Here is a 25,055-nt window from a genome sequence, read left to right as displayed (position 1 = left end):
CATCCCTGCGGAATCTCTCAGGTTCAGTCACAGAGCGGGGAGGAACCCTTCACTACCGGCATGGTCCGCCCAGCCGGGGATAACTGGAGTTCCTCACATGACGGCTAAGTCCACCAGCACTACCCGGCCCGGCAGCGCTTCCTTCACCGACCGCCACATCGGTCCGCGCCGGAACGACGCGGAAACCATGCTCAAGCAGCTGGGTTATGGCAGTATCGACGACCTGGTGGACGCGGCCGTGCCCGCAGACATCCGCCAGCAGGAACCGCTGGCCCTGCCCGCCGCCCGCAGCGAGTCCCAGGTCCTGGGGGACCTGCGCGCCCTCGCCGCGAAGAACGTGAAGGCCGTGCAAATGATCGGCCAAGGCTACTACGACACCATCACTCCGGCCGTGATCCGCCGCAACGTGGTGGAGGACCCGGCCTGGTACACCGCCTACACCCCGTACCAGCCGGAAATTTCGCAGGGCCGGTTGGAGGCGCTGCTGAACTTCCAGACCATGGTCCAGGACCTCACTGCGCTCCCGATCGCCAACGCCTCGCTGCTGGACGAAGCCACCGCAGTGGCCGAAGCCGTGCTGCTGATGCGCCGGTCCAACAAGTCCAAGTCCGCCGGCAAGACCGTGCTGGACGCGGACCTGCTGCCGCAGACCATCGCCGTCGTCAAGGGCCGGGCCGAGGCGCTGGACTTCGACGTAGTGGTTGCCGATCTCTCCGCCGGCCTGCCCGACGGCGACATCTCGGGCATCGTGCTGCAGCAGCCGGGAGCCACCGGCCGCGTGTTCGACCACGCTCCGGTGATCGCGCAGGCCAAGGAGCGCGGCGCCTTGGTCACCGTGGCCGCCGACCTGCTGGCCCTGACCCTGATCACGCCTCCGGGCGAGCAGGGCGCGGACATCGCCGTCGGCAACACCCAGCGTTTCGGCGTGCCGCTCTTCTTCGGCGGCCCGCACGCCGCCTACATGGCCGTGCGCAAGGGGCTGGAGCGCTCGCTGCCCGGCCGCCTGGTGGGCGTGTCCAAGGACGACGCCGGCCGCCCCGCCTACCGCCTGGCCCTGCAGACCCGCGAGCAGCACATCCGCCGCGAGAAGGCCACCTCGAACATCTGCACCGCGCAGGCGCTGCTGGCCGTCGTTGCCAGCATGTACGCCGTCTACCACGGACCCGAGGGGCTGAAGGCAATTGCGCAGCACGCCAACGAGGCCGCCCGCACCCTGGCCGGCGTGCTCACCGGCGCAGGCTACTCGCTGGTGGCCGACCGGTTCTTCGACACCCTCACGGTGAAGGCTCCCGGCAAGGCCGCGGAGATCGCCGCCGCCGCCGAGGCCAAGGGCGTGAACCTGCGCCGCATCGACGCCGACCACGTGGGCATTTCCGCCGACGAAACAACGACGGCGGAGCACCTCGCCCTGGTCGCGGAGGCCTTCGGTGTGGAGGACGCCGCCGGCAAGACCGCCGAAACGGCCGGGAGCGCCGGCTTCGAGCTGCCGGACGACCTGCTGCGCAGCTCGTCCTACCTGGATCATCCGGTGTTCCACAGCCACCGCTCCGAGACCCAGATGCTGCGCTACCTGCGCCGGCTGTCCGACCGCGACCTGGCGCTGGACCGGACCATGATCCCGTTGGGTTCGTGCACCATGAAGCTGAACGCGACCGCGGAAATGGAAGCGATGACCTGGCCGGAATTCGCCTCCATCCACCCGTTCGCCCCGGCCAGCCAGACCGCCGGCTGGCGCGAACTGATTACCGACCTGGAGGAACGCCTCGCGGCGATCACCGGCTACGCCGGCGTCTCCATCCAGCCCAACGCCGGTTCGCAGGGCGAATACGCCGGGCTGCTGGCCATCCGCCGCTACCACTTGGCCAACGGCGACGACAAGCGCGACGTCTGCCTGATCCCCGCCTCAGCGCACGGCACCAACGCGGCCTCGGCCGTGCTGGCCGGCATGAAGGTTGTAGTGGTCGCCACGGCACCGGACGGCACCATCGACCACGCCGACTTGCGCGCGAAGATCGACCAGCACGCGGACGCGCTTTCGGCCATCATGATCACCTACCCGTCGACGCACGGTGTGTACGACGCCGACGTGCGCGACGTCTGCGAGGCGGTCCATGCAGCCGGCGGCCAGGTCTACATCGACGGGGCCAACCTCAACGCGCTGGTCGGACTCGCCCAGCCGGGCAAGTTCGGCGGCGACGTCTCCCACCTGAACCTGCACAAGACCTTCTGCATCCCGCACGGCGGCGGCGGCCCCGGCGTCGGGCCGGTAGCGGTGGCCGAGCATTTGGTGCCGTTCCTGCCGGGCAACGCCGCGCTGGCCGAACACGAAGGCAAGGGCGTGCCGGTCTCGGCCACCGAGTACGGCTCCGCCGGCGTGCTGCCGATCTCATGGGCCTACGTGGCCATGATGGGCGCCGAGGGCCTGACCGAGGCAACGAAGAGCGCCCTGCTGGCCGCCAACTACGTCGCCGCCCGGCTGAACGAGCACTTCCCGGTGCTCTACACCGGCAACGACGGACTGGTCGCGCACGAGTGCATTCTGGACCTGCGCGAACTCACCGCCAAGTCCGGGGTGACCGCCGAGGACGTGGCCAAGCGCCTGATCGACTATGGCTTCCACGCGCCCACGCTGTCCTTCCCCGTGGCAGGCACCCTGATGGTGGAGCCGACCGAGTCCGAGGACCTGGCGGAGATCGAGCGGTTTATCGACGCGATGATCGCGATCAAGGGCGAAATCGACCAGGTGATCGCCGGCGACTTCCCGCTCGACGCCAGCCCGCTGCGCCTGGCGCCGCACACCGCCGCGGCCGTGGTCAGCTCCGACTGGGACCGGCCGTACACCCGCGAACAGGCCGCCTTCCCGGTACCGGGCCTGCAGGTGGACAAATACTTCGCCCCGGTCGGACGGATCGACGGCGCCGGCGGCGACCGCAACCTGATCTGCAGCTGCCCGCCGCCCGAAGCCTTCGAGAACTAGAGAGGTCCGCACCGAATGACTACCGAGACCACCACCATGCCCCGGCACACCGCCCTCTACGAGGAACACGAGCGGTTGGGTGCCTCCTTCACCGACTTCGGCGGCTGGATGATGCCGCTGAAGTACAGCAGCGAGTTGGCCGAGCACCGTGCCGTGCGCAACAGCGCCGGCCTGTTCGACCTCTCGCACATGGGCGAAGTCTGGGTCACCGGCCCGGAAGCCGGGAAGTTCCTGGACTTCGCACTCGTCGGCAAGCTCTCCGCCGTCACCGAGGGCCGGGCCAAGTATTCGCTGATCTGCAACGCCGACGGCGGGATCATCGACGACCTGATCATCTACCGGCGTCCCGCCGGCCAGGACGGGGACCGCTACCTGGTGGTGCCCAATGCCGGCAACGCCCCGACCGTCGCCGCGGAACTCGCCGCCCGGGTCCAGGGCTTCGACGCCACCGTGGAGGACGCCACTGCCGAAACGTCGCTGGTGGCGGTGCAGGGACCGAAGTCCGTGGAAATCCTGCTCCAGCTGGTGCCCGCCAACCAGCACGCCGCGGTGCGGGACATGAAGTACTACGCCGCCGACGAGGTGGACTTCACCGTGTCCGGGGCGCCGCTCAAGCTGTTGCTGGCCCGGACCGGGTACACCGGCGAAGACGGCTTCGAGATCTACGTTCCCAACATCAACGCGGCCACGCTCTGGAACGCCCTGCTGGAAGCAGGGCGGGGCTCCGACCTGCTGCCGGCCGGGCTGGCCTGCCGCGACTCGCTCCGGCTGGAAGCGGGCATGCCGCTCTACGGCAACGAGCTCACCCTCGAGACCAGCCCGTTCGACGCCGGCCTGGGCGGCGTGGTGGCGCTGAAGAAGGACGGCGACTTCGTGGGCCGCGAGGCGCTCGAGGCGCAGAAGGAGAAGGGCTCGGCCCGCAAGCTCGTGGGGCTCAAGGGCGCCGGACGGCGCGCCGGCCGCTCCCACTACCCGGTCCTGAAAGACGGCCGGACCATCGGCGAAGTCACCTCCGGCCAGCCCAGCCCCACCCTCGGCTACCCGGTCGCGTTGGCCTACGTGGACGCCGAGTACGCAGAACCCGGGACCCGGGTGGAGGTGGACCTGCGCGGCAAACCGGAGCCGTTCGACGTCGTCGAGCTGCCCTTCTACCGGCGGGACAAGTAACCGCGTCCCGGCAGGCAAGTAGCGGCGGCACCGCGGACCCGTTGTGCCAGAGAGCTGCGTGAATAAGGAAAGGGATGACATGGCTGTAGGCGTTTTCGACCTTTTCTCCGTGGGCATCGGTCCCTCCAGTTCGCACACGGTGGGCCCGATGCGGGCTGCCTCCGTGTTCGTGCGGGAGGTGGCCGAGGCCGGCCTGCTCGACAGGGTGGACGGGCTGCGCGTGGACCTGTACGGCTCGCTCGCTGCCACCGGACGCGGACACGGGACGTTCACCGCCGTGCTGCTGGGGCTGGAGGGCTTCGAACCGGAGCAGATCCTGCCCGCTCAGGTGGAAGAGCGGCTGGCGGACATCGCCGCCTCCGGCCGGCTGCGGCTGGGCGCGGAACTGCCCGGCGCCGCCGGCCGGACGCTTGACTACGGTGTGCAGGACATGGTGCTGCACCCGCTGACCGTGCTGCCCCGGCACACCAACGGCATGACGTTCCAGGTGCTGGAATCGGCCGACGACGGCGAGTCCCGCCTCCTGCACGAAGCCACCTTCTTCTCGGTGGGCGGCGGCTTCATTGTCCGCGGCGGCGAGGAGGAAGCCGCCCGCGAGGAGCTGGAGTCCTCCAAGCAGCAGCTGCCCTATCCGTTCCGCACGGCGGCAGGGCTTTTGGAGCACTGCCGCAACACCGGCCTGGCCATCAGCGACATCATGATGCTCAACGAAGAGGCCTCACGCCCGCGCGAGGAGATCGAGGCCGGGCTGCTGCACATCTACAACGTCATGGAAGAGTGCAAGGACTCGGCCATCCGCCGGGAAGGCGACCTGCCCGGCGGACTCAACGTCCGTCGTCGGGCCCCCGCCTGGCACGAACGGCTGCGCAAGGAAGACCCGGACCGGGACCACAAGTACTGGCAGGAATGGGTCAACCTGGTGGCGCTGGCCGTCAACGAGGAAAACGCCTCGGGCGGGCGGGTGGTCACCGCGCCCACCAACGGGGCCGCCGGCATCATCCCCGCCGTGCTGTTCTATGCCACGCACTATGCACCCGGCATGGAACAGGCCACCCGCGAGGACAAGGAGCAGGTGGTCGTGAAGTTCCTGTTGACCGCCGCCGCCGTCGGGGTCCTCTACAAGGAGCAGGCATCCATCTCCGGTGCCGAGGTCGGCTGCCAGGGCGAAGTCGGCTCCGCGTCGTCGATGGCTGCCGCGGGACTGGCCGAAATCCTCGGCGGAACCCCGGCCCAGGTGGAAAACGCGGCCGAAATCGCGATGGAGCACAACCTGGGGCTCACCTGCGATCCGATCGGCGGGCTGGTGCAGATCCCGTGCATCGAACGGAACGCCATCGGCGCGGCCAAGGCCGTGAACGCGGCCAAGATGGCGCTGATGGGTGACGGCACGCACCGGGTGTCGCTGGACCAGGTCATTGTGACCATGCGCGAGACCGGGCGCGACATGAGCGACAAGTACAAGGAAACCGCCACCGGCGGTCTCGCCGTCAACGTCGTGGAGTGCTAGGAAGCCACGTCCTCCATGTCCTGTCCCGACCGGTCGACGGCGGGCGGGCCGGCGGGACGCCGCGGCGGCATCGGCGGCCGGCGCGTGGCGACCGGCTTTCGGGCGCCGGACAAGACCGAGGCAGGACGTTCAGGGGTCTGCGACCGGGCAGGTGCGGCCGGCGGCTGATGCGGTGTCCCCGGCCGGCGCCCCACGGCGTCGCGCCACTGTCCGGCACCGGCGCCCAGCTGTCCGGCGCCGGACTTGGCGGCAGCGCCAATCCTGCGGGCAGCCGGGGCGATTTGACTGGCCAAGACCGTGGCACGACCGGCGGCCTCACCCCACGGCAGCCCGGAGATTACCGCGCCGGCGGCGCGTGCCGCGGCTAAAAGCCGTTGGGCGGCCGGGCGCCGGCCATCCGCCTCGGGCCGGTTGAGCACCATCAGGATGGCGGCGAGCAAGGCGACCGGGATGGAGACCAGCACGGCAACGGCGCCGGCATACATGGCCAGGAACACCTTGGCGGGGGAATCAAACATGCCGGCGACGAAGGCCGCGGCTCCCAGCAGCAGCCAGAGCCAGAAAACCATGACGCCACAGAGCGTGGTGCGGGCCCGGCGATAGGTACGGAGCGACCGCCCGCGCACGGTGTGCTTAGCCGCCTCCACGCTTCCTACTCCCCAACGACAGCCCCACGAATTCAGGCACCTGAGCACATTGTAGGCCGCCGCCCGCCCCGGGCGCGGAGGGCACGCCGGAGGGACGGGCCGGTGAATGCGGCCCTGCCGGAAGCCGGGCCGGACCGAGGGTTCAGCTGCGTCTGGGGCGGTGCTAGTCTGGCCGCAGGCCGGCCCTGAAACTGCCGGCGAGGAATGCACCAGGACCACTCAAACACTGTCGACAAACAGGGAGGAAACCTGGACCATGACCACTTCAGCGACGCCTCACATACTCATCCTGGGCGGCGGCTACGTCGGCCTCTACACTGCCTGGGGGATACGCAAGCGGCTGGGACCGGCGGGTGCACGGATCACCGTTGTTGAGCCCAACTCGTACATGACGTACCAGCCGCTGCTGCCGGAGGTAGGCGGCGGGGAGATCGAACCGCGAATCGTCACGGTTAACCTGCGCAGCGCGCTGAAGAAGGTAGACATCGTCCGCGGCAAGCTGGTGTCGCTGGACGTCCAGGCCAGGATCGCCCAGCTGCGCGAGCTCGGCGGCGACGAATTTTCGGTGGCCTACGACCACGTGGTGTTCGCCGTCGGTGCGGTCACCAGGACCTTCCCCACGCCGGGGCTGGAAGAGCACGGCATCGGGTTCAAGACCGTGGAGGAGGCTATCTACTGCCGTGACAAGGTGCTCGACAACGTGGCGCTGGCCGCCGGCACCAGCGACCCGGAGGAACGGGCCAGGGCACTCACGTTCGTGGTGGTCGGCGGCGGCTATACCGGCGTCGAGGCCCTGACCGAGTTGAGCGACTTGTCCAAGCTGGCTGTGGACGCGCATCCGGAGTTGGACCGCTCGCAGCTGCGCTGGGTGCTGGTCGAGGCACTGGACCGGGTAGCACCCGAGGTCGGACCGAATCTTTCGGAGTGGACCTTGGGCCAGTTGCGCCAGCGCGGCATCGATGTGCGGCTGAACACCACCATGCCCTCCTGCGAGGACTCGGTGGCCGAGCTCAGCACCGGCGAGCGTATCCCGGCCGGCCTCATTATTTGGACGGCCGGCATGAAGCCCAATCCGGTGCTGGACGACACGAACGTGCCGCGCGGCCCGAAGGGACACGTGAACGCGAACGCCCGGCTGCAGGTAATCGACGATGCCGGCCAGGTGGTGCAAGGCGCGTGGGCCGCCGGCGACTGCGCCCAGGTACCCGATCTGGAGGCGGAGAAGCAGCCGGCCTACTGCCCGCCGAACGCCCAGCATGCGGTCCGCCAGGCCAAGCTGCTCGCCCAAAACGTGGTCAACGCCGTGCAAGGCCAGACGCCGGCCGAGTACCGGCACAAATCGCTGGGCACGGTCGCGACCTACGGCGTGGGCCGGGGCGCCGCGAAGATCTTTGGCTACGAGTTGAAGGGCAAGCCCGCCTGGTACGTCGCCATGGGCTACCACGGCATGGCGCTGCCCACCTGGATCCACAAATGGCGCCTGCTGGCAGGCTGGAGCCCGCTGGTGTTCGGCGGCCGGGACATCACGTCGATGGGGGCCACCCAGCATCCGCGGCGCGCCTTCGTCGAGGCGCATGCCGACACGCAGAAGGGCCGGACGTAAGCCCCCGGGTAGCAGGCAGGCCCGGGGCAAGCAGGCAGGCCGCAGGCAGGGCCCTGGCCCGGGCTGCCGGCTGAGCTGATATCAGGGCCTCCGCCGCCAGCACAGCGGCTGCCCACCGGCTGCCAGCGGAGCCCCCGAATCCGCACCCTCCCGCGCCCGTCCGTGCACCACCAGGGCGGCCGGAGTCCAGCCGGCGCGGCCAAACGTGAGCCAGCTCTCCATTGTTACGGTGGGAGACCGTTCTGCTGCGAAGCCTGCCGCCGGAAGGCCGGCGCGGGGAGTAGCCTGCTGGACGGAGCCCGACCCGGGCAGCGAGGAGAGCAGTATGTCCAAACACCCCAGTGGCGCACTGCTTTTCGTCCTGACCTGCGCCATGGGCGTCGGCCCGCTGCTGAACTACGGCCTGAGCGCCGTCAGCCCGCTGGTCATCGACGACCTGGGAATCAGCGAGGGCCAATTCGGCCTGCTGGCCACGACCATTTTCGCCAGCGCCGCTGTCTCCAGCATGTGGCTGGGCAAACTCAGCGACCGGATTTCCAGCCGCTCCCAGCTGATCCTGATCTTCGCCGGCACGGCGGTGGCCCTGGTGGTCGCCGCGTTGTCCCACCATTACTTGGTCCTGGTGATCGCCGCGTTGCTGGCGGGCCCTACGCAGGCCATTTCCAACCCGACCACAAACCGGATCATTATGACCCAGGTTCCTGCGCCCAAGCGCCCGGGCTGGATCGGGGTCAAGCAGTCCGGCGTCCAGGGCAGCCAACTGTTCTCGGGCCTGTTCTTCCCCGTCGCCGCGCTGTGGGCCGGCTGGCAAGGCGCCACCGCCCTGGCGGCCGTCGTCGTCGTCGGGTTGTTGCTCTACGGCCTGCGCCAACTCCCGGGACGGGGCACCGAAACGACGGCGGCGAAGGCGCCTCCCGCAAACGCGGCGCCGTCCGCCACACCGCCGGCTGATGTCCCGGCCGCACCTGGCGCAAGCGCCCCGGCCGCCCGGCAGGGCCGCACGGACCGCTCGGACCGCACAAAGCAAACCGAGGGCGCCGGCGGGCCGGCCCGGTTCCCGCTCTCGGTCTGGCTGTTCGCCGGTTACGCACTGCTGTCCGGCCTGGGCATGCAGGCCACCAACGTCTACCTGCCGCTGTTCACCGTCCGGGAACTGGACTTCAGCCTGGTCATGGGCGGCGTGGCAGCCGGCGTCTCCGGCGTCGTCGGCGTAACCTCCCGGGTGCTGTGGGGGCGGCGCATGGCCACGGGTGTGCGGGCCTCCACGCTGCTCATCCTGCTCGGAATCGGGGCGCTCGGCGGAGCGGGGGCATTCCTGGCCGCGGGTTCGCTCGGAATTCCGGCGTTGCTCTGGTTGGGCGTCGTCCTGCATGGTGCCACCGTGTTGGGCACCAATGTGGTGGTGATCGCCGGCGTGATGCGCGTGGTTTCGGCCGAACGGGTCGGAGCAGCCTCCGGCATTGTCTCGATGGGAATGTATGCCGGTTTCGCCGCCGGGCCGCTGCTCATGGGTCTGCTGCTCGAGGCCACCGGCAGCTTCGATACCGGCTGGCTGCTGGTGGGCGCCGGATACCTGCTGTGCTCGGTGCTGGCCGTCGCCCTCCGCGCCTACGGCAACCGCGCCGGCGTCGTGCGCTGATTTCGCCTCGGGTAGCTTGGTGAACGGAGATGTTGGGACTGCAGGAAGGCACACGGTGAAACAACGCGCACTCGGACGGTCGGGATTGCACGTCTCAGAACTGAGTTTCGGTGCCGGCGGGTACTGGGGCATGAAGGCTTTCCCCGAGCGGCAGGCGGCGCACCTGATCGACCAAGCGCTCGACGGCGGCATCACCGCCTTTGACACCGGCCCGAATTACAGCCGCGGGAATGCCGAGGAGAGGTTGGGCCGGATCCTCAAAGGCCGCACGGAGAATCTGGTGATCTCCACGAAGGTCGGGTCCCACTGGATCAACAACCGGAATGTGAAGGATTACTCGGCCCGGGCCATCGAAAACAGCGTGCATGGCAGCCTGCGGCGGCTCCAGTTGGACTACCTGCCCTTGCTGCACTTCCATGGTTTCCCCCAGCCGGCCGGTCCTGCGATCGACACCGTCCTGAAGCTGAAGGAACAGGGAAAGGTCGGGGCGCTCGGCGTCTCCACCGGCCGCGGCGGGGCCGGGAAGGCGCTGAAGCTGGGCATCTTCGACGCCCTGATGGTGGAATACAACATCGTGGACCGGTCGCTGGCGACGGTGATCTCCGAGGCGCGGGACGCCGGCGTGGGCGTCAAGCTCAAGTCGCCGCTCGCCCAGACCCTCTACTCGCGCGACATCTTCAAGATCACCGGCCCCAGCGACGTCTGGTACCTGTTGCGGGCGCTGAAAAACCACCGGCACAAGTTTGTGCAAGGCCGGAAGTACCGGTTCATTAACGACGTCGACGGCCTCTCCGCGAGCGAGATCGCGCTGGCCTTCGTGCTCAGCAATCCCGGAGTCTCCAGCGCGGTGATCGGCACCGTGAAGCCGGAACACCTGCGCTCCAACCTCAAGGCGCCGCAGGTCCGGTTGCCCGCGGAGCTGTTGGAGCGGATCGAGCAGGCAGGTTCTGCAGCCCGGAGGTGAAGGGTGTGCGCGCCGGGTGAGGGCCGAAAAAGGGAACGCCGCTCCCGCCCGCGCGGGCAGCCGGTGAAGGGCGGTTTTCCTAAGGCAGGTAGGCCGAGGCGGTCCAGAGGTGGAAGACGGCGTAGGCCCGCATTGGAGACCACGACCGGCCGAGCGCGCGGGCCTCGGTGGCGGTCTTCACTCCGAGGGCCCGCCGCAGCACCAGATCGCCGTCGGGATAGGCATCGCGGTCGTGCAACGCCCGCATGGCAAGGTACTCGACCGTCCACGGACCGATGCCGGGCAGCGCCAGCAGGCGGCGGCGGGTGTCGGCGTGGTCCGTGTCCGGAGAGAGGTCCAGCCCATCCGCGCAGGCTTCGGCCAAGACCTGGACGGTCCGGGCGCGGGCACCGGTCAAGCCGACGGCTTCGCGGACGGCGTCGGGGCCGGCGGCGGCCAGTGCATCCGGTGTGGGGAAGAGCGCCAGGCCGCTGCCGGACCGGGAGCCGAAGGCAGAGACCAGCCGGGCCGTGAAGGTGCGGGCAGCGGCCAGCGAGACCTGCTGGCCGATCACGGTGGAGACGGCACCCTCGAAGCCGTCCGGGTAACCAAGGATGCGCAGCCCGGGACGGTCAGCGAGCAGCGGCCCGAGCACCGGATCGGCGCCCAACGCCGCCGCCACCCGCTCCGGTTCCAGGTCCAGGTCGAGCCAGCCGCGCACCGCCGTCGTAATCTCGCTCAGGACGGCGGGGGAATCGCTGCAGATGTCCAGGTCGACGGCGTCGGGCGACAGGGTGGCGGTGACCGGCACCGGGCCGGCGCTGGTGCCGAACAGGCGGGTGCAGGTGCCCGCCGCCACATTGACGGTTTCGATGCCGGGTACCGCATGGGCGGCCAGGGCAGCCAGCGCGGCGGAGGAGTCGAACGGCGGAAGCAGCGGCAGGTTAACCTGCATGCGTCAGCGGGCCTTGACCGCCAGGACCGGGCAGTCGACGGACAGCAGGATCTCCTGGGCGGTGCTGCCCAAGATCAGCTTGCCCACCGGCGAGCGCCGGCGCAGGCCGATGACGAGCAGCGAGACCGAGAGTTCTTCGACCAGCTCCACGATTTCGTCCACGGCATCCTTGCCGCGGACGAACTGCTTGAACTCTGCTTCCAGGCCGGAGTTATACAGTTCCTGCTGCACCCACGCCGCGTCATGGGCGTCCGCGAACGACTCGTCCTTCTGCGTCCCGCCCGGGCTGGCGTTGACGACCACCAGCTTCTCATTGGTCTGGGTGGCCATCTGAATGCCCTTGCTCAGGGCCGCACGGCCCTCGGGACGCGGGGCGTAGGCAACAAGAATCGTCAACGTGCTCTCCTTACCGAGATAACTCCTGCGGTGCCGGCTCCCGGTCGAACATGCACGTCCGGTTCCCCCCGAAGCCAGCGGATGCACTTCATTGTGGCACGCATCTCACGGTGCGGCGGACGCGTGAAGTGATTGTGAAAGCGGGCGTCAGTTCCAGACGCCGGAGGAGCCGCGGCGGTGGCTGTCCACCAGGTGGGTGTCGATCATGCCGATGGCCTCCATCAGGGCGAACATGGTGGTGGGGCCGACGAAGGCGAAGCCGCGCTGGCGCAGCGCCTTGGACAGGGCGACCGACTCCGGCGATGTGGTGGGCACATCCTGGATGTGCCGCGGGGCCGGTGTTTCCTCCGGCTGGAACGACCAGACGAAGTCGCTCAGGCCGCCTTCTGCACGCAGCTCAATGGTGGCGTTCGCGTTGGTGATGGCGGCGCGGATCTTCGCCCGGTTCCGCACGATTCCGACGTCCTGCATCAGTGCCTCGACGTCGTCTTCGGTGAACGCGGCGACGGTGTCCACGTGGAAACCCTGGAACGCTTCCCGGAAGGCCGGGCGTTTGCGCAGGATCGTGGCCCAGGAGAGCCCGGCCTGGAAGCCCTCCAGCGTGATGCGCTCATAGACGCCTTGCTCGCCCCGGACCGGCATGCCCCATTCGGTGTCGTAGTATTCGCGCAGCATCGGATCCGTGGCGGCCCACGCCGGCCGTGCCAGGCCGTCCTCGCAGAGGACTACGCCGGAAGCGGTTGTCTCCATGGTTCGATTCTCTCCTACCGTGGCGCCGCCCGCAGGACCGCCTGACACGCTGTGGAAAACCGCGGACCCTCACCCCAGTCCGGTCACCCGCATGGTCAGGTTCAACCGGCCGCCGGTCAGCCCGCAGGCGGGATCGGCGGTGCCAGGGTAGATCCTGGGCACGCCGTGGTAGGCAAAACGGGCGGGTCCGCCGAATACGAACAGGTCCCCGGAGCGCAGCCGGAGGTCGGTATACGGTTTGGTCCGCGTTTCGGTGTTGCCGAAGCGGAACAGGCAGTCGTCGCCGACGCTGAGCGATACCACCGGGAAGTCCGCCTGTTCGTCCTTGTCCTGGTGCATGCCCATCTTGGCGGTGTCGTCGTAGAAGTTGATCAGGGCCGTATCCGGCTCGTAGCCTTGCCCCGCGGCGGGATCCCCCGAAGCGTCGGCCAGGGCCAGCCTGCCCCACTCGGCGAGCCAGCCGGGGAACTCCAGCACGCGGGCGCCGTTCACGTCGTCGGCGGTGCGGGTGTACTTGTACGGCGCCCAGTGCCAGCCCAGGCATAGCGTCCGCACGCTCATCTCGTGGCCGCCCGGCACTTTGGCCGCGCGGTAGGGGACCGGCCCGCGGCCGAACTCCCGGCAGGCTTCGACCAGCTCGCGCTGCTGCGCCACGGTCAGCCAGCCCGGCACATGCACCGCGCCCGGAGCGATCTCGCGGGGGCCGGCCGGAGCGTCGTCGAACAGCGTGCTCACGCCGCCGCCTCCAGGCCCAGCAGGTAGGCCTTCGCCTCCGGCCCGCCGAGGTAACCGCCGAAGGCGCCGTCAGAGCGCAGCACGCGGTGGCAGGGCACGACGACGGGCAGCGGGTTGGTGGCACAGGCGCTGCCCACGGCACGTACCGCCTTGGGATTTCCGACGGCGGCGGCCACCTGAGCGTAGCTTTCTGTCCGGCCGTAGGGGATCTCGGGCAAGTGCCTGAGCACGTCCGCCCGGAATCCCTTGGACAGCCGGCGGTCCAGCCGGAGGTCGAAGGAGCGCCGCAGGCCGGCGAAGTATTCGTCCAGTTGCCGAGCGGCCGCCTCGAGCCGGGCCGGAGCATGCAGGATCCGTGGGCTGACCCTGGCTGCCAGGCCGGCCAGCACGGCTTCGTGATTTTCGCCCTCGAAGGCCACGCGGACCAGTCCTTCGTCCGTGGCGGCCAGCAACAGCTGCCCGAGCGGAGTGTCGGCGGTAGCGTAGGCCAGGTCGAGGGTGCCTGCGGCCGCGGCCTCGTGTTCCAGCCTGGTGTGCAGCCGCTCCAGCAGCGCCGGATCCAGGCGGGTCAGCACGTCCAGCGCGGGGCCGGGCGCGGCGTCCCGGGCCGCCGATTGTGCGGTAGTCATCGCATAACTCCTTCACTTGCGTGTTGTGGGGCGGCCGCCGCGGCTTGCTCCCGGTCACCGCGGTACAGCGCCCGAAGCCTGGCGATGCCGTCGGCGGCTGCGCGACGGACGGCTCCGGTCGTGGACCCGGTGATTTCGGCGGCTTCGGCGTACGGCAACCCGGCCAGGTAATGCAACGCGACCGCTTCGCGCTGCCTCAGGGGCAGGGCAGCGACGGCCTGGCGCAGTTCGTCGTCGTCATTACCGGGGATACCCAGCGTTGACGGTGACTCGGGCAGATACTCTGCCGGCACCGGAGTGCGCGCCCGACGCCGGACGACGTCGATGGCCTTGCGGTGGGCGATGGTGACCAGCCAGGCCTCATGGTTTGCGGCGGCGGGCAGCTCCGGATAGGCCCTGAGCGCGGACAAGAAGGTCTCCGACCAGGCATCCTCGGCGTCCGGCCCGGGACCCAGCACCACCCGGCAGACGCGCAGCACCGTGGGGCCGTGGTCGCTGACCAGTTGCTCGAAGGGTTTCATCTGCACACCTTGTAGACGCTCGCCGGGCGCATTCCGTGAGGTTGGCGCATCAGAAAAGCTTGCCCGCCTTCACGTCTGCCGGCTCTTCCAGTTCCAGCAGGAAGCGCTTTCGCTCCAGCCCGCCGGCATAACCCACCAACGAGCCGTCCGTTCCGACCACGCGGTGGCACGGCACCACGATGGACAGCGGGTTTTGGCCGTTGGCATAACCCACCGCCTGGGCCAGATGCGGATCGCCCAGGCCGGCTGCCAGCTGTCCGTAGGAGCGCGTCTGGCCGTAGGGGATGTGCCGCAGCAGCGCCCACACCTTGAGCTTAGAGGGGTCACCCTTCGGCGCCAACGGCAGGTCGAACTCCCTGCGCCCGCCGGCGAAATACTCTGCCAGTTGCTCAGCGACTGCTGCAAAGACTGCTTCGCGGCCGACGGCGGTGCGTTCGCCGAAGGTGGCGGCAGCTGGCATCCGCTTGTGGCCCGGGAAGTAGAGCGCGGTCAGCGACCCGTCCTCGGCGACGGCCGTCAGCTCCCCGACCGGGGTATCGATGAGGGTGTGCACGCGGGTCATGGCGCTCCTTCGTCCGCTTTCATTCTCTCCCGTGCAGACGTTCCGGCGCGCGTTGAGGTGAGTCCCGCGCTACTGTTCCGACTTCCTCCGGGCAGCGGCGTCCGGCGCGGGGCAGCGTGCCGTCGGGGCGCGTGGCGCCGCTCAGCCGCGGTAACGGAACACCGTGTCCTGCCACTCCTTGTGCGCGGCCGGGTCGCTGCCCATGCTCACGTGTTTGATGTTTGTGTAGTCCTCCAGTGAATACGCGGACATGTCCTTGCCGAAACCGGAGGCCTTGTACCCGCCGTGCGGCATTTCGGAGACGATCGGGATGTGGTCGTTGATCCAGACGCAGCCGGCCTGGATGTCGGCCGATGCGCGCAGGGAACGGGCCAGGCTGCTGGTCCACGCGGAGGCAGCCAGCCCGTACTGGGTGTCATTGGCCAGCGCGATGCCCTCGCCGTCGGTGTCGAACGGAATCGCGGTCAGCACCGGGCCGAAGACCTCGTCGCGGACTATTTCCGCGTCCTGCCCGACGCCGGTGACCAGCGTGGGCCGGTAGTACGCACCGTCCGCCAGTTCGGCGCCGGGAGCCGCCCCGCCGGCCAGGATTTTCGCCCCCGCGTCCCGCGCCCGGTCCACGAAACCCGCCACCTTGTCCCGGTGCGCGCTGCTGATCAGGGAGCCCATGTCGGTGGCGTCGTCGGTGGGGTCGCCCACCACCACCAGTTCCATCAGCTCGGCCACCCGTGCGGTGAAGGCGTCGAACAGCGGCCGCTGGATGTACGCCCGGGTGGCGGCGGTGCAGTCCTGGCCGCCGTTGATGGTGCAGCCGGCCACCGCTCCGTGCGCGGCGGCTTCCAGGTCCGCGTCGTCGAACACCACGAACGGTGCCTTGCCGCCCAGCTCAAGGTGCACGCGGTTCCCCCGCCCCGCCGCCAGCGCCATGATGCGGCGTCCGACGGCGGTGGAGCCGGTGAAGGACGTCATGGCCACATCCGGGTGGGTCACCAGGGCCTCGCCCGCTTCCCGGCCGCTGCCGGTGACGATGTTGACCACGCCGTCCGGTATTCCGGCCGCGGCCGCGGCTTCGGCGAAGATCAGGCTGGTGCCCGGCGTGAGTTCGGAGGGCTTGAGCACAATGGTGTTGCCGGCGGCGATCGCCGGCAGGATCTTCCATGCGGCCATTTGCAGCGGGTAGTTCCACGGCGCCACGGAACCCACCACGCCGATCGGCTCGCGCCGGATCATCGAGGTGCCGCCGGTGCCGTATTCGCCGGCCGCCACTCCCTGCAACTGGCGGGCCGCGCCCGCGAAGAACGCCGCGTTGTCGACGGTCCCGGGAACGTCGAACCCGGTGGCCAGGCGGATGCTCTTGCCGGTCTGCGCGGTTTCGACCGCCGCCAGCTCTGCGGCCCTGCGGTCCAGTTCGGCCGCCAGTTTCAGCAGGGCCTCGGAACGTTCGGCAGGCGTCGCGCCCGCCCAGGTCGGAAAGGCGGTTTTGGCGGCCGCCACGGCGTCGTCCACGTCGGCCCCGGAAGCATAGCGGATGGTCTCCGCGGCCTCTCCGGTGGCCGGGTTGACGCGCGTGGCACGCTCTCCGCGGCCCTCGCGGAGTCCGCCGTCGATGTACTGGTGCATTCTTGTCTCCTTTACGAGTCGAAGCCCATGCCGGCCGCGTCCATGGCTTTCAGCCAGGGGCCGCGTCGTCCCCGGTTGCGGTCGGCGCGGATCAGGGCAGCGGTGGTGAGCTTGATGCCGAGCCAGGCGAGCGGCTCGGGCGGGAACGGCAGCGGCTTCCGCCGCACCAGCTCCAGCTCCGTCCGTTCGGTCGGCCGGCCGGACAGCAGGTCCAGCATCACGTTGGCGCCGAAACGCGAGGCTCCCACGCCGAGGCCGGTAAAGCCGGCGCAATAGGCCACCCGGCCGGCGCAGGCGGTGTCGAAGAAGGAGAAGAAGCGGCTGCAGGTATCGATGGCGCCGCCCCAGGCGTGGCTGAAGCGCACGTCCGCCAGTTGCGGGAAGGTGGCGGCGAAGTGTGCGGCGAGGCGGCGGAACGTTTCCGGGCGGTGTTCGTGGCCGTGCCGGAGCGACCTGCCGTAGTGGTAGACGGCGTCGTAGCCGCCGAACAGCATCCGGTCCCGCCCGTCGGCATCGGTGGTCAGCCGGTAGTAATGGAACCGGTTGTCGTTGTCGGAAATGCCAAACCGCTCCGACCAACCCAGCGCTTCCCGTTGCCCGCCGGTCAGCGGTTCGGTCATCAACGCGTAGTCGTACACCGGGACGGTATGCAGCCGGGTGCGCGCCAGCAGCGACGGGAAGGCATTGGTCGCCAGCGCGACGCGTCCGGCGGCCACGGAGCCGGCGTCGGTGCGCAGCAGGATGGATCCCGCCCGTTGGGACAGGGAGCGTGCCGGCGTGTGTTCATAGATCTCGACGCCGGCGCCCAGGCAGGCGTCGCGCAGTCCCCAGGCGAGTTTCGCGGGGTGCAGCATTGCCGTTCCCCGACGGTCCCGCAACCCCGCCCGGTAGGCGGGGGAGGCCACCTGCTGTTGGACGGCGGCCTGGTCCAGGAACTCCAGCGCGGGGTCCTCGGCGGCCTCCTCGGCCAGCCAGGCGACGTGGTGCTCTTCGGTGGCCACGGACAGCGTGCCGGTGCGTTCAAAGCCGGCGTCGATCCCGTACCGGGCCAGGCTCTCTTCGATCTCGTCCAAGTTCTGCAGACCCAGCTTGTCCAGCAGTTCGTTTTCGCCGGGGAGGTGTCTCTGCCCGTTCGCGCTTCCATGGGTCAGGCTGGCCTCGCAGAAGCCGCCGTTGCGCCCGGACGCGGCCCAGCCAATGCGGTTGCCCTCCAGTAGCAACACCGAGCGGTCCGGGTCCCGCTCCTTGGCCAGCAGCGCGGTCCACAAGCCGGTGTAGCCGCCGCCGACCACCGCCAAATCCGCCGTCACCGGGCCGCGCAACGACGGCAGCGGTGCGGGACGCGAGGGATCATCCAGCCAGTACGGCGTCGGGGACGCCCCGGCCAATGCGGCGTCGAGGCGGGCGGCCGGGATCTGTTCTTCGGCACGGTCATAGAACGTTTTCATGCCGGCGCCCCCTGTCGTTCGAAGACCGGTTGGCCGGCCACCAGAGTTATGTCGGTGCCGACGGTGTGCAGCTCCGCCGGCGGCAGGCTGAACGGGTCGACGGTCAGCACCGCCAGGTCGGCCGGCGCTCCGGGGACAATACGGCCGCCGTCGTCATGGCGGTTCAGCCACGCCGAGCCGGAGGTGTAGGCGGCCAGCGCCGTCTGCAGGGACAACGCCTCGCCCGGAAGCAGCGGCCCGTCCGAGCCGTCGTCCGGGTGCCACCGGTTCACCGCCACGTGGATGGCCTGCCACGGATCCGGCGTGGACACCGGCCAGTCCGAGCCCATCGCGAGCCGGGCGCCGGAGGCGGCCAGGGAGGCGAAGGGGTACTGCCAGCCGGCCCGTTCCTCGCCGATCAGCGGCACGGTCAGCTCGCGCATCTGTGCGTCGTTGCAGGCCCAGAGCGCCTGCAGGTTCGCGGTGATGCCCAGTTCCCCGAATCGGGCGATGTCGGCGGGGTGGATGATCTGCAAATGCGCCATGTGGTGCCGGCCGCTGCCGGGGCCGTTCGCGCGCCTGGCCCGCTCGACGGCGTCAAGTCCCTCCCGCACGGCACGGTCGCCTATCACGTGCAGGTGCAGGTCGAATCCGGCGGCATCCAGTGCCGTCACTACTGCCACCAGAACGTCCTCGGGAAGATAGGTCAGCCCGCGGGTCGCCGCCGGACTGCCCGCCGCGTTGCCGCGGGCGGCAGGGCTTTCGTGTCCCGCCGCGCCGGCACAGGCGCAGGGTTGCAGGTACGGCTCCAACATGGCCGCGGTCCTGTTCTCCGGCACCCCGTCCACCATGATCTTGGCGCTGGTGGTGCGGAAACCGGCCGCCGCATTCCGTTCCCGGCGAGCGATAAACTCCGCGACCAGGTCGGGGACCGACGCCAGGCTGGTGCTCCGCGGCACCCAAAGGGCTCCGGCGGCGCGGCCGGTCAGCAGGCCCTCCTCCCACAACGTCCGGTACGCGGCGCTGGCCTCCGGATAGCCGGCATAGTCGCCCAGAATCGCCTCCTGCCATCCGGTTACGCCTACCGAGTGGAGGTAGCGCTGAGCCTCCAGCAAGCCGGCCCGCATGTCCTCGACCGTCGCGCGGGGGATGACCCGGTTGACCAGATCCATGGCGCCTTCGTGCAGGGTACCGTCCGGTCTTCCGGAAGCATCGCGCTCCAGGAGGCCGTCCTTCGGGTCGGGGGTGGCGGCATCGATGCCGGCCAACTCCAGCGCACGGCTGTTGACCCAGGCGCTGTGGTGGTCCGCGTTGACCAGATAGACCGGGCGGTCCGGGACCACCGCGTCCAGCGCCTGCCGGGTCGGGTAGCCGCCCGGGAAGTCCGCCTTGTGCCAGCCGCCGCCGGTGATCCACCCGCTGGTGCTGGACGAGGCGAACCCGGCTATCCGGGCCAGCACCTCGTCGGTTCCGGTGCAGAGGGACAGGTCGCAGCCCAGCCGTTCCATCCCGGCCATCACGGCGTGCACGTGGGCGTCGGTGAAGCCGGGCGCCAGCAGCCGGCCGCGCAGGTCAACGACGGTGGCATGCGGCCCCGCCGCTGTCCGGGCTTCGGCCTCGGTTCCAATGGCGGTGACCACCCCGCCCGTGACGGCAACCGCCGTGGGCCCGGGGAGCAGGCGCAGCCCATCGAAGATCCTGCCGGAGTGGAATATCCAGTCTGCCGCCATGGCCGCTCCTCTGACCCGGCCGCCGCCGGAAATGAATGGGTTTCACTTATGACACAGGCGGCGGGTCTCTTTGTCAACGGTTTTGCCGGAGTTCCCCGGGAAGAGGGCGGCCCCGACTTCGCTCTGGCCGGTCGGCCAAGCCTCGGTGGAATACGTAACGAAGTACTTGCTTAATAGGAGTGAGCATAGGCTACCCTTACTTTGTTCGTTTCCCTTGATTCGAGGAGGCCCCGAGTTGGCCCTTTCACGCATGCGCGGGCTGGCTGCTGCAGCCGCCGTCGTCTTGATGTCCCTGACCGCCTGCTCCACCGGTCCCGCCGGCGGAGGTTCCGAGGCCGGCCCGTCGGCCGCGGCGTCGGACCAGTTCCCGGTGACGGTTGAGCACGCCTTCGGCGAGACCGTGATCGAAGAACAGCCCGAACGCGTGGCCACCGTGTCCTGGGTCAATTCCGACGTGTCGCTGGCGCTGGGCGTGGTTCCGGTCGGCATGCCCAAGGAGGACTGGGGCGGAAACGAGAACGGGTCCACCCCGTGGCGGGACGCCAAGCTGGAGGAGCTGGGCTCCGCGATCGGCAGCGAAAACGCGCCCACGCTGTATTCCGAGGCGGACGGCATCGCCTTCGACGAGATTGCCGAGCTGGCCCCCGACGTCATCCTGGCCGCCTACTCCGGGCTGACCCAGGAAGACTACGACACGCTCAGCAAGATCGCCCCGGTCGTCGCGTACCCGGAGACTCCGTACGGCACCGACTGGCAGGATTCCACCCGGCTGATCGGCCAGGCGCTGGGCCGCAGTGCTGCCGCCGAGGACCTGGTGGCCGAGACCGAGCAGGCCATCGTGGCCAAGGCCTCGGAGTACCCGCAGCTGGCTGGCAAGAGCTTCATCTACGGCAACCTTGAACCGGCCAAGGGCGACGGCGTGAACGTCTACACTGCCAACGACAACCGGCCGAAGTTCCTCACCAGCATCGGCATGGTTCAGGCGGATGTGGTCACCGAGGCCACCGCCGGCTCCGACGAGTTCTTCATTCCGTGGTCGGCCGAGAAGGCCAACGAGCTGGAATCCGATGTGTTCGTGACCTGGGTGCCGGACGACAAGACCGCCGAGCAAATCACGACCGACCCGCTGCTGAGCCAGATCCCGGCGATCGAAGACGGTGCGCTGGTGGCGGACTCGGACAACACGCTGACGCTGTCCATTTCGGCCGCGTCGCCGCTGAGCCTGCCGTGGGCGCTGGATACCTTCCTGCCCATGCTCGCCAAGGCCGCCGACGCGGCTGACGCCGCCCAGTAGCCTGCGGCGCCGCCCCGGTACGACGGCGAGGGGCACCCTCCGCGCGGATTGGGCAGTGCCGGCGCGGGCAGGGTGCCCCTTTGCCTGTCCCGTCGCATAAGGTTGCCGGAGATTGCCTATCGCGGAAGGGGTGGGGGTGGTGAAGACCCGCGGGTCCAGCCGGGCGATGTCGGCCGGGCTGCTGATTGCCGGCATCCTGCTGGTGGCAGCCAACCTGCGCCCGGTGCTGACCAGCGTCGGCCCGCTGCTGGACCAGATCGGCGCGGACACGGGGCTGGGCACCACCGCCCTGGGCGTGCTGGCCGCGGTCCCGCTGCTGGCCTTCGGCGCGGTGTCCCCGCTGGCGCACGGACTGAGCGAAAAGTTCGGCGTCGAGCGCACGGTTTTCGGTGCCCTGATGCTGTTGGTCGCCGGGACGTTCCTGCGGCCGGTTCCCGGCACCATCGCGAACCTGTGGGTCGGCACCTTCCTGGTCGGTGCGGCCATCGCCGTCTGCAACGTGATGCTGCCCGCGCTGCTCAAGCGCGACTTTCCGGAACGGATGGCCTCGCTCACCGGCGCCTATTCGGCCGTGCTGGGCGGCTGCGCCTCCCTCGGGGCAGGCCTCGCGGTGCCGCTGGCGCTCGTTCCGTTCGGCGGCGGACCGGCCGGTTGGCGCTTCGCCCTGGCCGCCTTCGTGGTGCTGGCGGTGCCGGCCGTGCTGCTGTGGCTGCCCCGCCTGCGGCGCAGCGACGCGGCCGAAGAGCGGGCCCGTGCCGCCGCCGCCGCGCCGGCTCTGGTCCGCGGTTCGGTGTGGAAGTCCGGTCTCGCCTGGCACGTGACGGTGTACATGGGCCTGCAGTCGATGACCTTCTACATTCTCATCACGTGGCTGCCCACCCTGGAACGCTTCCACGGCCGCGGCGAGCTTGCCTCCGGCTGGGACCTCATGTTGTTCCAGCTGATCGGGGTGGTATCCAGCCTGCTGACTCCTGTTGTCCTGCGCGGGCCGACCCAGCGCCTGGCCGCCGCGCTGCCGCCCCTGCTGGTCGTGGCCGGCGGCCTGGGCATCATGCTGATGCCGCAGGTCATGCTGTTCTGGGTGCTGGTGGCGGGTTTCGGCTGCGGCAGCTCCCTGGTCACCGCGCTCTCGCTCTTCGGCCTGCGCACCCGCACCCACCGCGAAGCCGGCGCCCTCTCCGGCATGGCTCAGTCGATCGGCTACCTGCTGGCCGCCGCCGGTCCGCCGATCTTCGGCGGGCTCTTCGCCGCCACCGGCGCCTGGGAAACCTCCCTGGCGCTGCTGTGCCTCATCGCCGTGGCGCAGGCGGCCATCGGCCTGCTGGTCGGACGGGATCGCTTCGCCTTCGCACCGGTGAGCCCGGCAGCGCCGGCCGGGTGAGCCCCCGAGCGCCCCGGCCGGCCGCCTCTACACGCCTTGGCGGTAGGTCTCCAGCTGCCGGAACCGGCGCTGCAGCGATTCGCGCCGGTGCACGTCCTCGCCCGCCGTGAGTTCGATGTGGCGGCGGCCGAAGCGCCACAGCAGCAGGTCGTCCAGCAGACGGTCCGGTCCGGGGGAGTAGCGGTGTTCCAGGGCGGCGCGGACATCCGTGATCGTTTCCGGGTTCAGCAAGGCAGCCAACTCGGTCGTGGTTTTCAGGCCGTGCGCTGCCAGCAACTCCGCCGCCCAGCCCCAGTCGTCGTCGGACTTGCGGTCCACGTGCGGCAGCAGGGTCTGCCAGACCTCGCGGACCCGGCGAGGGGTCAGCGGCGCCGCGCCTTCGCCCTCTTCGTCCCAGTAGCCTGTAACGGTTTCGTAGCGCTCGTGCAGCTCGGCGAAGGCCGATTCGACTGCCTCCAGCATGGCGGCCGTAGCCGTGAACTGCCGGTCGAAGTAGGGGCTCCAGGCCCGCGGGTCAGAGGACTTGAAGCGGATATCGTGCTCCAGTTCCGACCACGCGTGCGAAAGGATCGTACGGATCTGGACCTCGAAGAGGTAGCTGCCGGTGGCGCGGGCCGGTTCGCCCAGGGCCTGCTGGTACGCCTTTACCGTGTTGTTCTGCAGTGTGCGCATGATCAGGTGGCGGCTGGCGTAGCCATAGGTGCCGGACTCGATCGAGCCGATGTCCTTCTCGCGGTCGGCACGGCAGTCGAAGTCGCTGCGCTGCCGCTTGATCAACGCTGCGGCCTCCCGGATCTGATGGGGCAGGCTCACGATCACCCGGACGCCGACCAGGTCGTGGATCTCTCGCAAGGGATCCGGAAACTCCAGCGCCGGGGCACCGCCCGGTTCGGCAGGCTGCAGCATCCGCGACGCTTTGTCCCGGAACGATTCAACGCTTTTGGTCCGGGCGGTGACGAACAGGGGCGTCAGTTCGGCAGTGCGGAAGATGTCCCGGATGCCCGACTGCAATTGCGACGTGACGGTTGCGAGCGCCGGGCGCACCCGCTCGTACTGCGCGGTGTTGGCCTCCACCTGCGCACGCAACCGCTCGTCCAACCGATCCCAATGAATGCCCATGCGCGCCTGGCTCTCCTGCGGTAGGTTCGTGCAGTAAATGAACAACCTACCAAGTCAGCGGCTGCGGGAAAGCATCAGCCCGCGGCGTGCGTGTCCGCCACCTCCAGCACCTCGTCCAGGATAGCCAGGCCGGAGCGCGCATCCTCCGGGCTGATGTTCAGCGGCGGCACAACGTGGATCCGGTTGAAGTTGGCGAACGGCAGCAGCCCCCGCTGGCGGCAGGCAGCAACCACCTCGTTCATTTCCGGGCTGGAGGAACCGTACGGCGCCAGGGGCTCGCGCGTGTCCCGGTTGCGCACCAGTTCCACCGCCCAGAAGGCTCCGACGCCGCGGACCTCGCCGACCGACGGGTGCTTTGCCGCCAGCTCCGCAAGCCCCGGGCCGAACACCGTGGTGCCCAGCTCCGCCGCATGCTCGACCATCTTTTCGTCCCGCATGGCGTTGATCGTGGCCACTGCCGCGGCGCACGCCAGCGGGTGGCCGGAGTAGGTCAGGCCGCCGGGGTAGGCGCGTTGGGCGAAGGTCGCGTAGATCTCCTCGGAGATCGCCACACCGCCCAGGGGCACGTAGCCGGAGTTGACGCCCTTGGCGAAGGTCAGCAGGTCCGGCACCACGTCGTCGGCGTGCTCGATGGCGAACCACTTGCCGGCACGGCCGAACCCGGCCATCACCTCGTCCGCGATGAACACTATCCCGTACCGGGTGGCCAGCTCGCGGACGCCGCGGAGGTAGCCGGGCGGTGGCACCATGATGCCCGCGGTGCCGGGAATCGATTCCAGCACGATGGCGGCGATGTTGGCCGCCCCCTCCAGCTGGATCGTGGTTTCCAGGTGTTCCAGCGCGCGCTGGCATTCCTGTGCCTCGTCGGCGGAGTGGAACTGGCTGCGGTACAGGAACGGGGCGTGGAAGTGGACCGTGCCGGCGTTGCCGTAGTCGTTCGCCACCCGCCGCGGGTCGCCGGTGATGTTGACCGCCAGCGCCGTTCCGCCGTGGTAGGAGCGGTAGGCGGAGAGCACCTTGTAGCGGCCGGTGTGGAGCCGGGCCATCCGGACCGCATGCTCCACGGCATCCGCTCCGCCGTTCGTGAAGAAGATCCGGTCCAGGTCGCCCGGGGTCAGCTCGGCGATGAGCCGCGCCGCCTCGGACCGGGCGGCGTTCGCATGCTGGGGCGCCACGGTGCACAACAGCCCGGCCTGCTCCTGGATGGCCGAGACCACCTTGGGATGCTGGTGGCCGATATTCGTATTGACCAGCTGCGAGGAGAAGTCCAGCAGCCTGTTGCCCTCGCCGTCCCAGACCCAGGAACCTTCCGCCCGGGTGACGACCATGGGCGTGATCTGTTCCTGGGCGGACCAGGAGTGGAACACGTGCTGCCGGTCCAGTTGATAGGCGCGGCGGCCGGCTTCCAGCTCCGCGGAGCTCAACGGGGTGCCTGTGGTGGTGGTCATCGCTC

The 25,055-nt window shown here is 69.5% G+C and carries 21 protein-coding genes; 8 read left to right on the top strand and 13 right to left on the bottom strand.

From position 1 onward, the window contains the following. Nucleotides 1–97 precede the first annotated feature (97 nt). The 3 genes from gcvP to AC5RV3_RS05060 all read left to right on the top strand — a co-directional run bounded on the left by gcvP (nucleotide 98) and on the right by AC5RV3_RS05060 (nucleotide 5,651). The gene (gene gcvP / locus AC5RV3_RS05070) at nucleotides 98–2,977 is read left to right on the top strand and encodes an aminomethyl-transferring glycine dehydrogenase (protein ID WP_494121188.1); all 2,880 of its coding nucleotides are present in this window, start codon (nucleotides 98–100) and stop codon (nucleotides 2,975–2,977) included. A gap of 15 nt (nucleotides 2,978–2,992) precedes the next feature. After that, the gene (gene gcvT / locus AC5RV3_RS05065; RefSeq protein WP_494121187.1) at nucleotides 2,993–4,144 is read left to right on the top strand and encodes a glycine cleavage system aminomethyltransferase GcvT; all 1,152 of its coding nucleotides are present in this window, start codon (nucleotides 2,993–2,995) and stop codon (nucleotides 4,142–4,144) included. Between the two features lie 79 nt (nucleotides 4,145–4,223). Then, nucleotides 4,224–5,651, top strand: a complete 1,428-nt coding sequence (locus AC5RV3_RS05060) for an L-serine ammonia-lyase (RefSeq protein WP_494121186.1) — start codon at nucleotides 4,224–4,226, stop codon at nucleotides 5,649–5,651. Here the strand turns inward: AC5RV3_RS05060 and AC5RV3_RS05055 are convergent. Further along, entirely contained in the window at nucleotides 5,648–6,298 is a 651-nt protein-coding gene (locus AC5RV3_RS05055; protein ID WP_494121185.1) for a hypothetical protein, read from the bottom strand. The genes AC5RV3_RS05060 and AC5RV3_RS05055 overlap by 4 nt on opposite strands. Before the next feature lie 256 nt (nucleotides 6,299–6,554). Here AC5RV3_RS05055 and AC5RV3_RS05050 point away from each other — a divergent pair, with 256 nt between their 5' ends. The 3 genes from AC5RV3_RS05050 to AC5RV3_RS05040 all read left to right on the top strand — a co-directional run bounded on the left by AC5RV3_RS05050 (nucleotide 6,555) and on the right by AC5RV3_RS05040 (nucleotide 10,504). Next, a complete protein-coding gene (locus AC5RV3_RS05050) occupies nucleotides 6,555–7,901 on the top strand; it encodes an NAD(P)/FAD-dependent oxidoreductase (RefSeq protein WP_494121184.1) in 1,347 nt (448 codons plus the stop codon). Between the two features lie 325 nt (nucleotides 7,902–8,226). Beyond that, nucleotides 8,227–9,540, top strand: coding sequence for an MFS transporter (locus tag AC5RV3_RS05045; protein ID WP_494121183.1), 1,314 nt, complete (start codon nucleotides 8,227–8,229; stop codon nucleotides 9,538–9,540). 55 nt (nucleotides 9,541–9,595) lie between these two features. Beyond that, nucleotides 9,596–10,504: an aldo/keto reductase gene (locus AC5RV3_RS05040; protein ID WP_494121182.1), complete on the top strand. Its 909-nt coding sequence runs from the start codon at nucleotides 9,596–9,598 to the stop codon at nucleotides 10,502–10,504. Nucleotides 10,505–10,583: 79 nt separating this feature from the next. Here the strand turns inward: AC5RV3_RS05040 and AC5RV3_RS05035 are convergent, their stop codons facing one another. From AC5RV3_RS05035 to AC5RV3_RS04990, 10 genes are all read right to left on the bottom strand, one after another. Beyond that, on the bottom strand, nucleotides 10,584–11,438 hold the full coding sequence (locus tag AC5RV3_RS05035; RefSeq protein ID WP_494121181.1) for a DNA-3-methyladenine glycosylase family protein: 855 nt from the start codon (nucleotides 11,436–11,438) through the stop codon (nucleotides 10,584–10,586). Nucleotides 11,439–11,441: 3 nt separating this feature from the next. Then, a complete protein-coding gene (locus tag AC5RV3_RS05030; protein ID WP_494112791.1) occupies nucleotides 11,442–11,834 on the bottom strand; it encodes a universal stress protein in 393 nt (130 codons plus the stop codon). 147 nt (nucleotides 11,835–11,981) lie between these two features. Next, a complete protein-coding gene (locus AC5RV3_RS05025; RefSeq protein WP_494121180.1) occupies nucleotides 11,982–12,584 on the bottom strand; it encodes a DNA-3-methyladenine glycosylase I in 603 nt (200 codons plus the stop codon). 69 nt (nucleotides 12,585–12,653) lie between these two features. Further along, nucleotides 12,654–13,319 carry an alpha-ketoglutarate-dependent dioxygenase AlkB family protein gene (locus tag AC5RV3_RS05020; protein WP_494121179.1) on the bottom strand — a complete coding sequence of 222 codons (666 nt, stop codon included), beginning with the start codon at nucleotides 13,317–13,319 and terminating at the stop codon, nucleotides 12,654–12,656. Next, nucleotides 13,316–13,948, bottom strand: coding sequence for a methylated-DNA--[protein]-cysteine S-methyltransferase (locus tag AC5RV3_RS05015; protein WP_494121178.1), 633 nt, complete (start codon nucleotides 13,946–13,948; stop codon nucleotides 13,316–13,318). The genes AC5RV3_RS05020 and AC5RV3_RS05015 overlap by 4 nt, the downstream gene beginning before the upstream one ends. After that, nucleotides 13,945–14,469: an RNA polymerase sigma factor gene (locus AC5RV3_RS05010; protein WP_494121177.1), complete on the bottom strand. Its 525-nt coding sequence runs from the start codon at nucleotides 14,467–14,469 to the stop codon at nucleotides 13,945–13,947. Before AC5RV3_RS05010 ends, AC5RV3_RS05015 begins: the two co-directional genes overlap by 4 nt. A gap of 49 nt (nucleotides 14,470–14,518) precedes the next feature. Continuing rightward, complete coding sequence (locus AC5RV3_RS05005; protein WP_494121176.1) at nucleotides 14,519–15,031, bottom strand: methylated-DNA--[protein]-cysteine S-methyltransferase; 513 nt, start codon at nucleotides 15,029–15,031, stop codon at nucleotides 14,519–14,521. 141 nt (nucleotides 15,032–15,172) lie between these two features. Next, a complete protein-coding gene (locus tag AC5RV3_RS05000) occupies nucleotides 15,173–16,651 on the bottom strand; it encodes a gamma-aminobutyraldehyde dehydrogenase (RefSeq protein WP_494121175.1) in 1,479 nt (492 codons plus the stop codon). Nucleotides 16,652–16,662: 11 nt separating this feature from the next. Continuing rightward, entirely contained in the window at nucleotides 16,663–18,099 is a 1,437-nt protein-coding gene (locus tag AC5RV3_RS04995; RefSeq protein WP_494121174.1) for an NAD(P)/FAD-dependent oxidoreductase, read from the bottom strand. After that, nucleotides 18,096–19,808 carry an amidohydrolase gene (locus AC5RV3_RS04990; protein WP_494121173.1) on the bottom strand — a complete coding sequence of 571 codons (1,713 nt, stop codon included), beginning with the start codon at nucleotides 19,806–19,808 and terminating at the stop codon, nucleotides 18,096–18,098. The genes AC5RV3_RS04995 and AC5RV3_RS04990 overlap by 4 nt, the downstream gene beginning before the upstream one ends. A 250-nt stretch (nucleotides 19,809–20,058) precedes the next feature. On the opposite strand from AC5RV3_RS04990, the gene AC5RV3_RS04985 reads away from it, so the two are divergent. Then, nucleotides 20,059–21,102, top strand: coding sequence for an iron-siderophore ABC transporter substrate-binding protein (locus AC5RV3_RS04985; RefSeq protein WP_494121501.1), 1,044 nt, complete (start codon nucleotides 20,059–20,061; stop codon nucleotides 21,100–21,102). Nucleotides 21,103–21,214: 112 nt separating this feature from the next. Further along, nucleotides 21,215–22,483, top strand: coding sequence for an MFS transporter (locus tag AC5RV3_RS04980; RefSeq protein ID WP_494121172.1), 1,269 nt, complete (start codon nucleotides 21,215–21,217; stop codon nucleotides 22,481–22,483). A 27-nt stretch (nucleotides 22,484–22,510) separates the two neighbouring features. Here the strand turns inward: AC5RV3_RS04980 and AC5RV3_RS04975 are convergent, their stop codons facing one another. Next, nucleotides 22,511–23,602 (bottom strand): GTP pyrophosphokinase, encoded by a 1,092-nt coding sequence (locus AC5RV3_RS04975; RefSeq protein WP_494121171.1) that lies wholly within the window; start codon nucleotides 23,600–23,602, stop codon nucleotides 22,511–22,513. A gap of 74 nt (nucleotides 23,603–23,676) precedes the next feature. Next, entirely contained in the window at nucleotides 23,677–25,050 is a 1,374-nt protein-coding gene (locus AC5RV3_RS04970; protein WP_494121170.1) for an aspartate aminotransferase family protein, read from the bottom strand. Between the last annotated feature and the right edge of the window lie 5 nt (nucleotides 25,051–25,055).

This window comes from Arthrobacter sp. Y3221114 (genome assembly GCF_059092625.1).
Note: the sequence above shows the minus strand (reverse complement) of the source record. Positions and strands in the feature narration are given on the sequence as shown.

What these genes read in the sequence shown, in the direction of transcription:
- gcvP (WP_494121188.1), top strand. Translation starts at nt 98, where the DNA reads ATGACGGCTAAGTCCACCAGCACTACCCGGCCCGGCAGCGCTTCCTTC.
- gcvT (WP_494121187.1), top strand. Translation starts at nt 2,993, where the DNA reads ATGACTACCGAGACCACCACCATGCCCCGGCACACCGCCCTCTACGAG.
- AC5RV3_RS05060 (WP_494121186.1), top strand. Translation starts at nt 4,224, where the DNA reads ATGGCTGTAGGCGTTTTCGACCTTTTCTCCGTGGGCATCGGTCCCTCC.
- AC5RV3_RS05050 (WP_494121184.1), top strand. Translation starts at nt 6,555, where the DNA reads ATGACCACTTCAGCGACGCCTCACATACTCATCCTGGGCGGCGGCTAC.
- AC5RV3_RS05045 (WP_494121183.1), top strand. Translation starts at nt 8,227, where the DNA reads ATGTCCAAACACCCCAGTGGCGCACTGCTTTTCGTCCTGACCTGCGCC.
- AC5RV3_RS05035 (WP_494121181.1), bottom strand. Translation starts at nt 11,438, where the DNA reads ATGCAGGTTAACCTGCCGCTGCTTCCGCCGTTCGACTCCTCCGCCGCG.
- AC5RV3_RS05025 (WP_494121180.1), bottom strand. Translation starts at nt 12,584, where the DNA reads ATGGAGACAACCGCTTCCGGCGTAGTCCTCTGCGAGGACGGCCTGGCA.
- AC5RV3_RS05015 (WP_494121178.1), bottom strand. Translation starts at nt 13,948, where the DNA reads ATGACTACCGCACAATCGGCGGCCCGGGACGCCGCGCCCGGCCCCGCG.
- AC5RV3_RS05010 (WP_494121177.1), bottom strand. Translation starts at nt 14,469, where the DNA reads ATGAAACCCTTCGAGCAACTGGTCAGCGACCACGGCCCCACGGTGCTG.
- AC5RV3_RS05005 (WP_494121176.1), bottom strand. Translation starts at nt 15,031, where the DNA reads ATGACCCGCGTGCACACCCTCATCGATACCCCGGTCGGGGAGCTGACG.
- AC5RV3_RS05000 (WP_494121175.1), bottom strand. Translation starts at nt 16,651, where the DNA reads ATGCACCAGTACATCGACGGCGGACTCCGCGAGGGCCGCGGAGAGCGT.
- AC5RV3_RS04995 (WP_494121174.1), bottom strand. Translation starts at nt 18,099, where the DNA reads ATGAAAACGTTCTATGACCGTGCCGAAGAACAGATCCCGGCCGCCCGC.
- AC5RV3_RS04990 (WP_494121173.1), bottom strand. Translation starts at nt 19,808, where the DNA reads ATGGCGGCAGACTGGATATTCCACTCCGGCAGGATCTTCGATGGGCTG.
- AC5RV3_RS04985 (WP_494121501.1), top strand. Translation starts at nt 20,059, where the DNA reads ATGCGCGGGCTGGCTGCTGCAGCCGCCGTCGTCTTGATGTCCCTGACC.
- AC5RV3_RS04975 (WP_494121171.1), bottom strand. Translation starts at nt 23,602, where the DNA reads ATGGGCATTCATTGGGATCGGTTGGACGAGCGGTTGCGTGCGCAGGTG.
- AC5RV3_RS04970 (WP_494121170.1), bottom strand. Translation starts at nt 25,050, where the DNA reads ATGACCACCACCACAGGCACCCCGTTGAGCTCCGCGGAGCTGGAAGCC.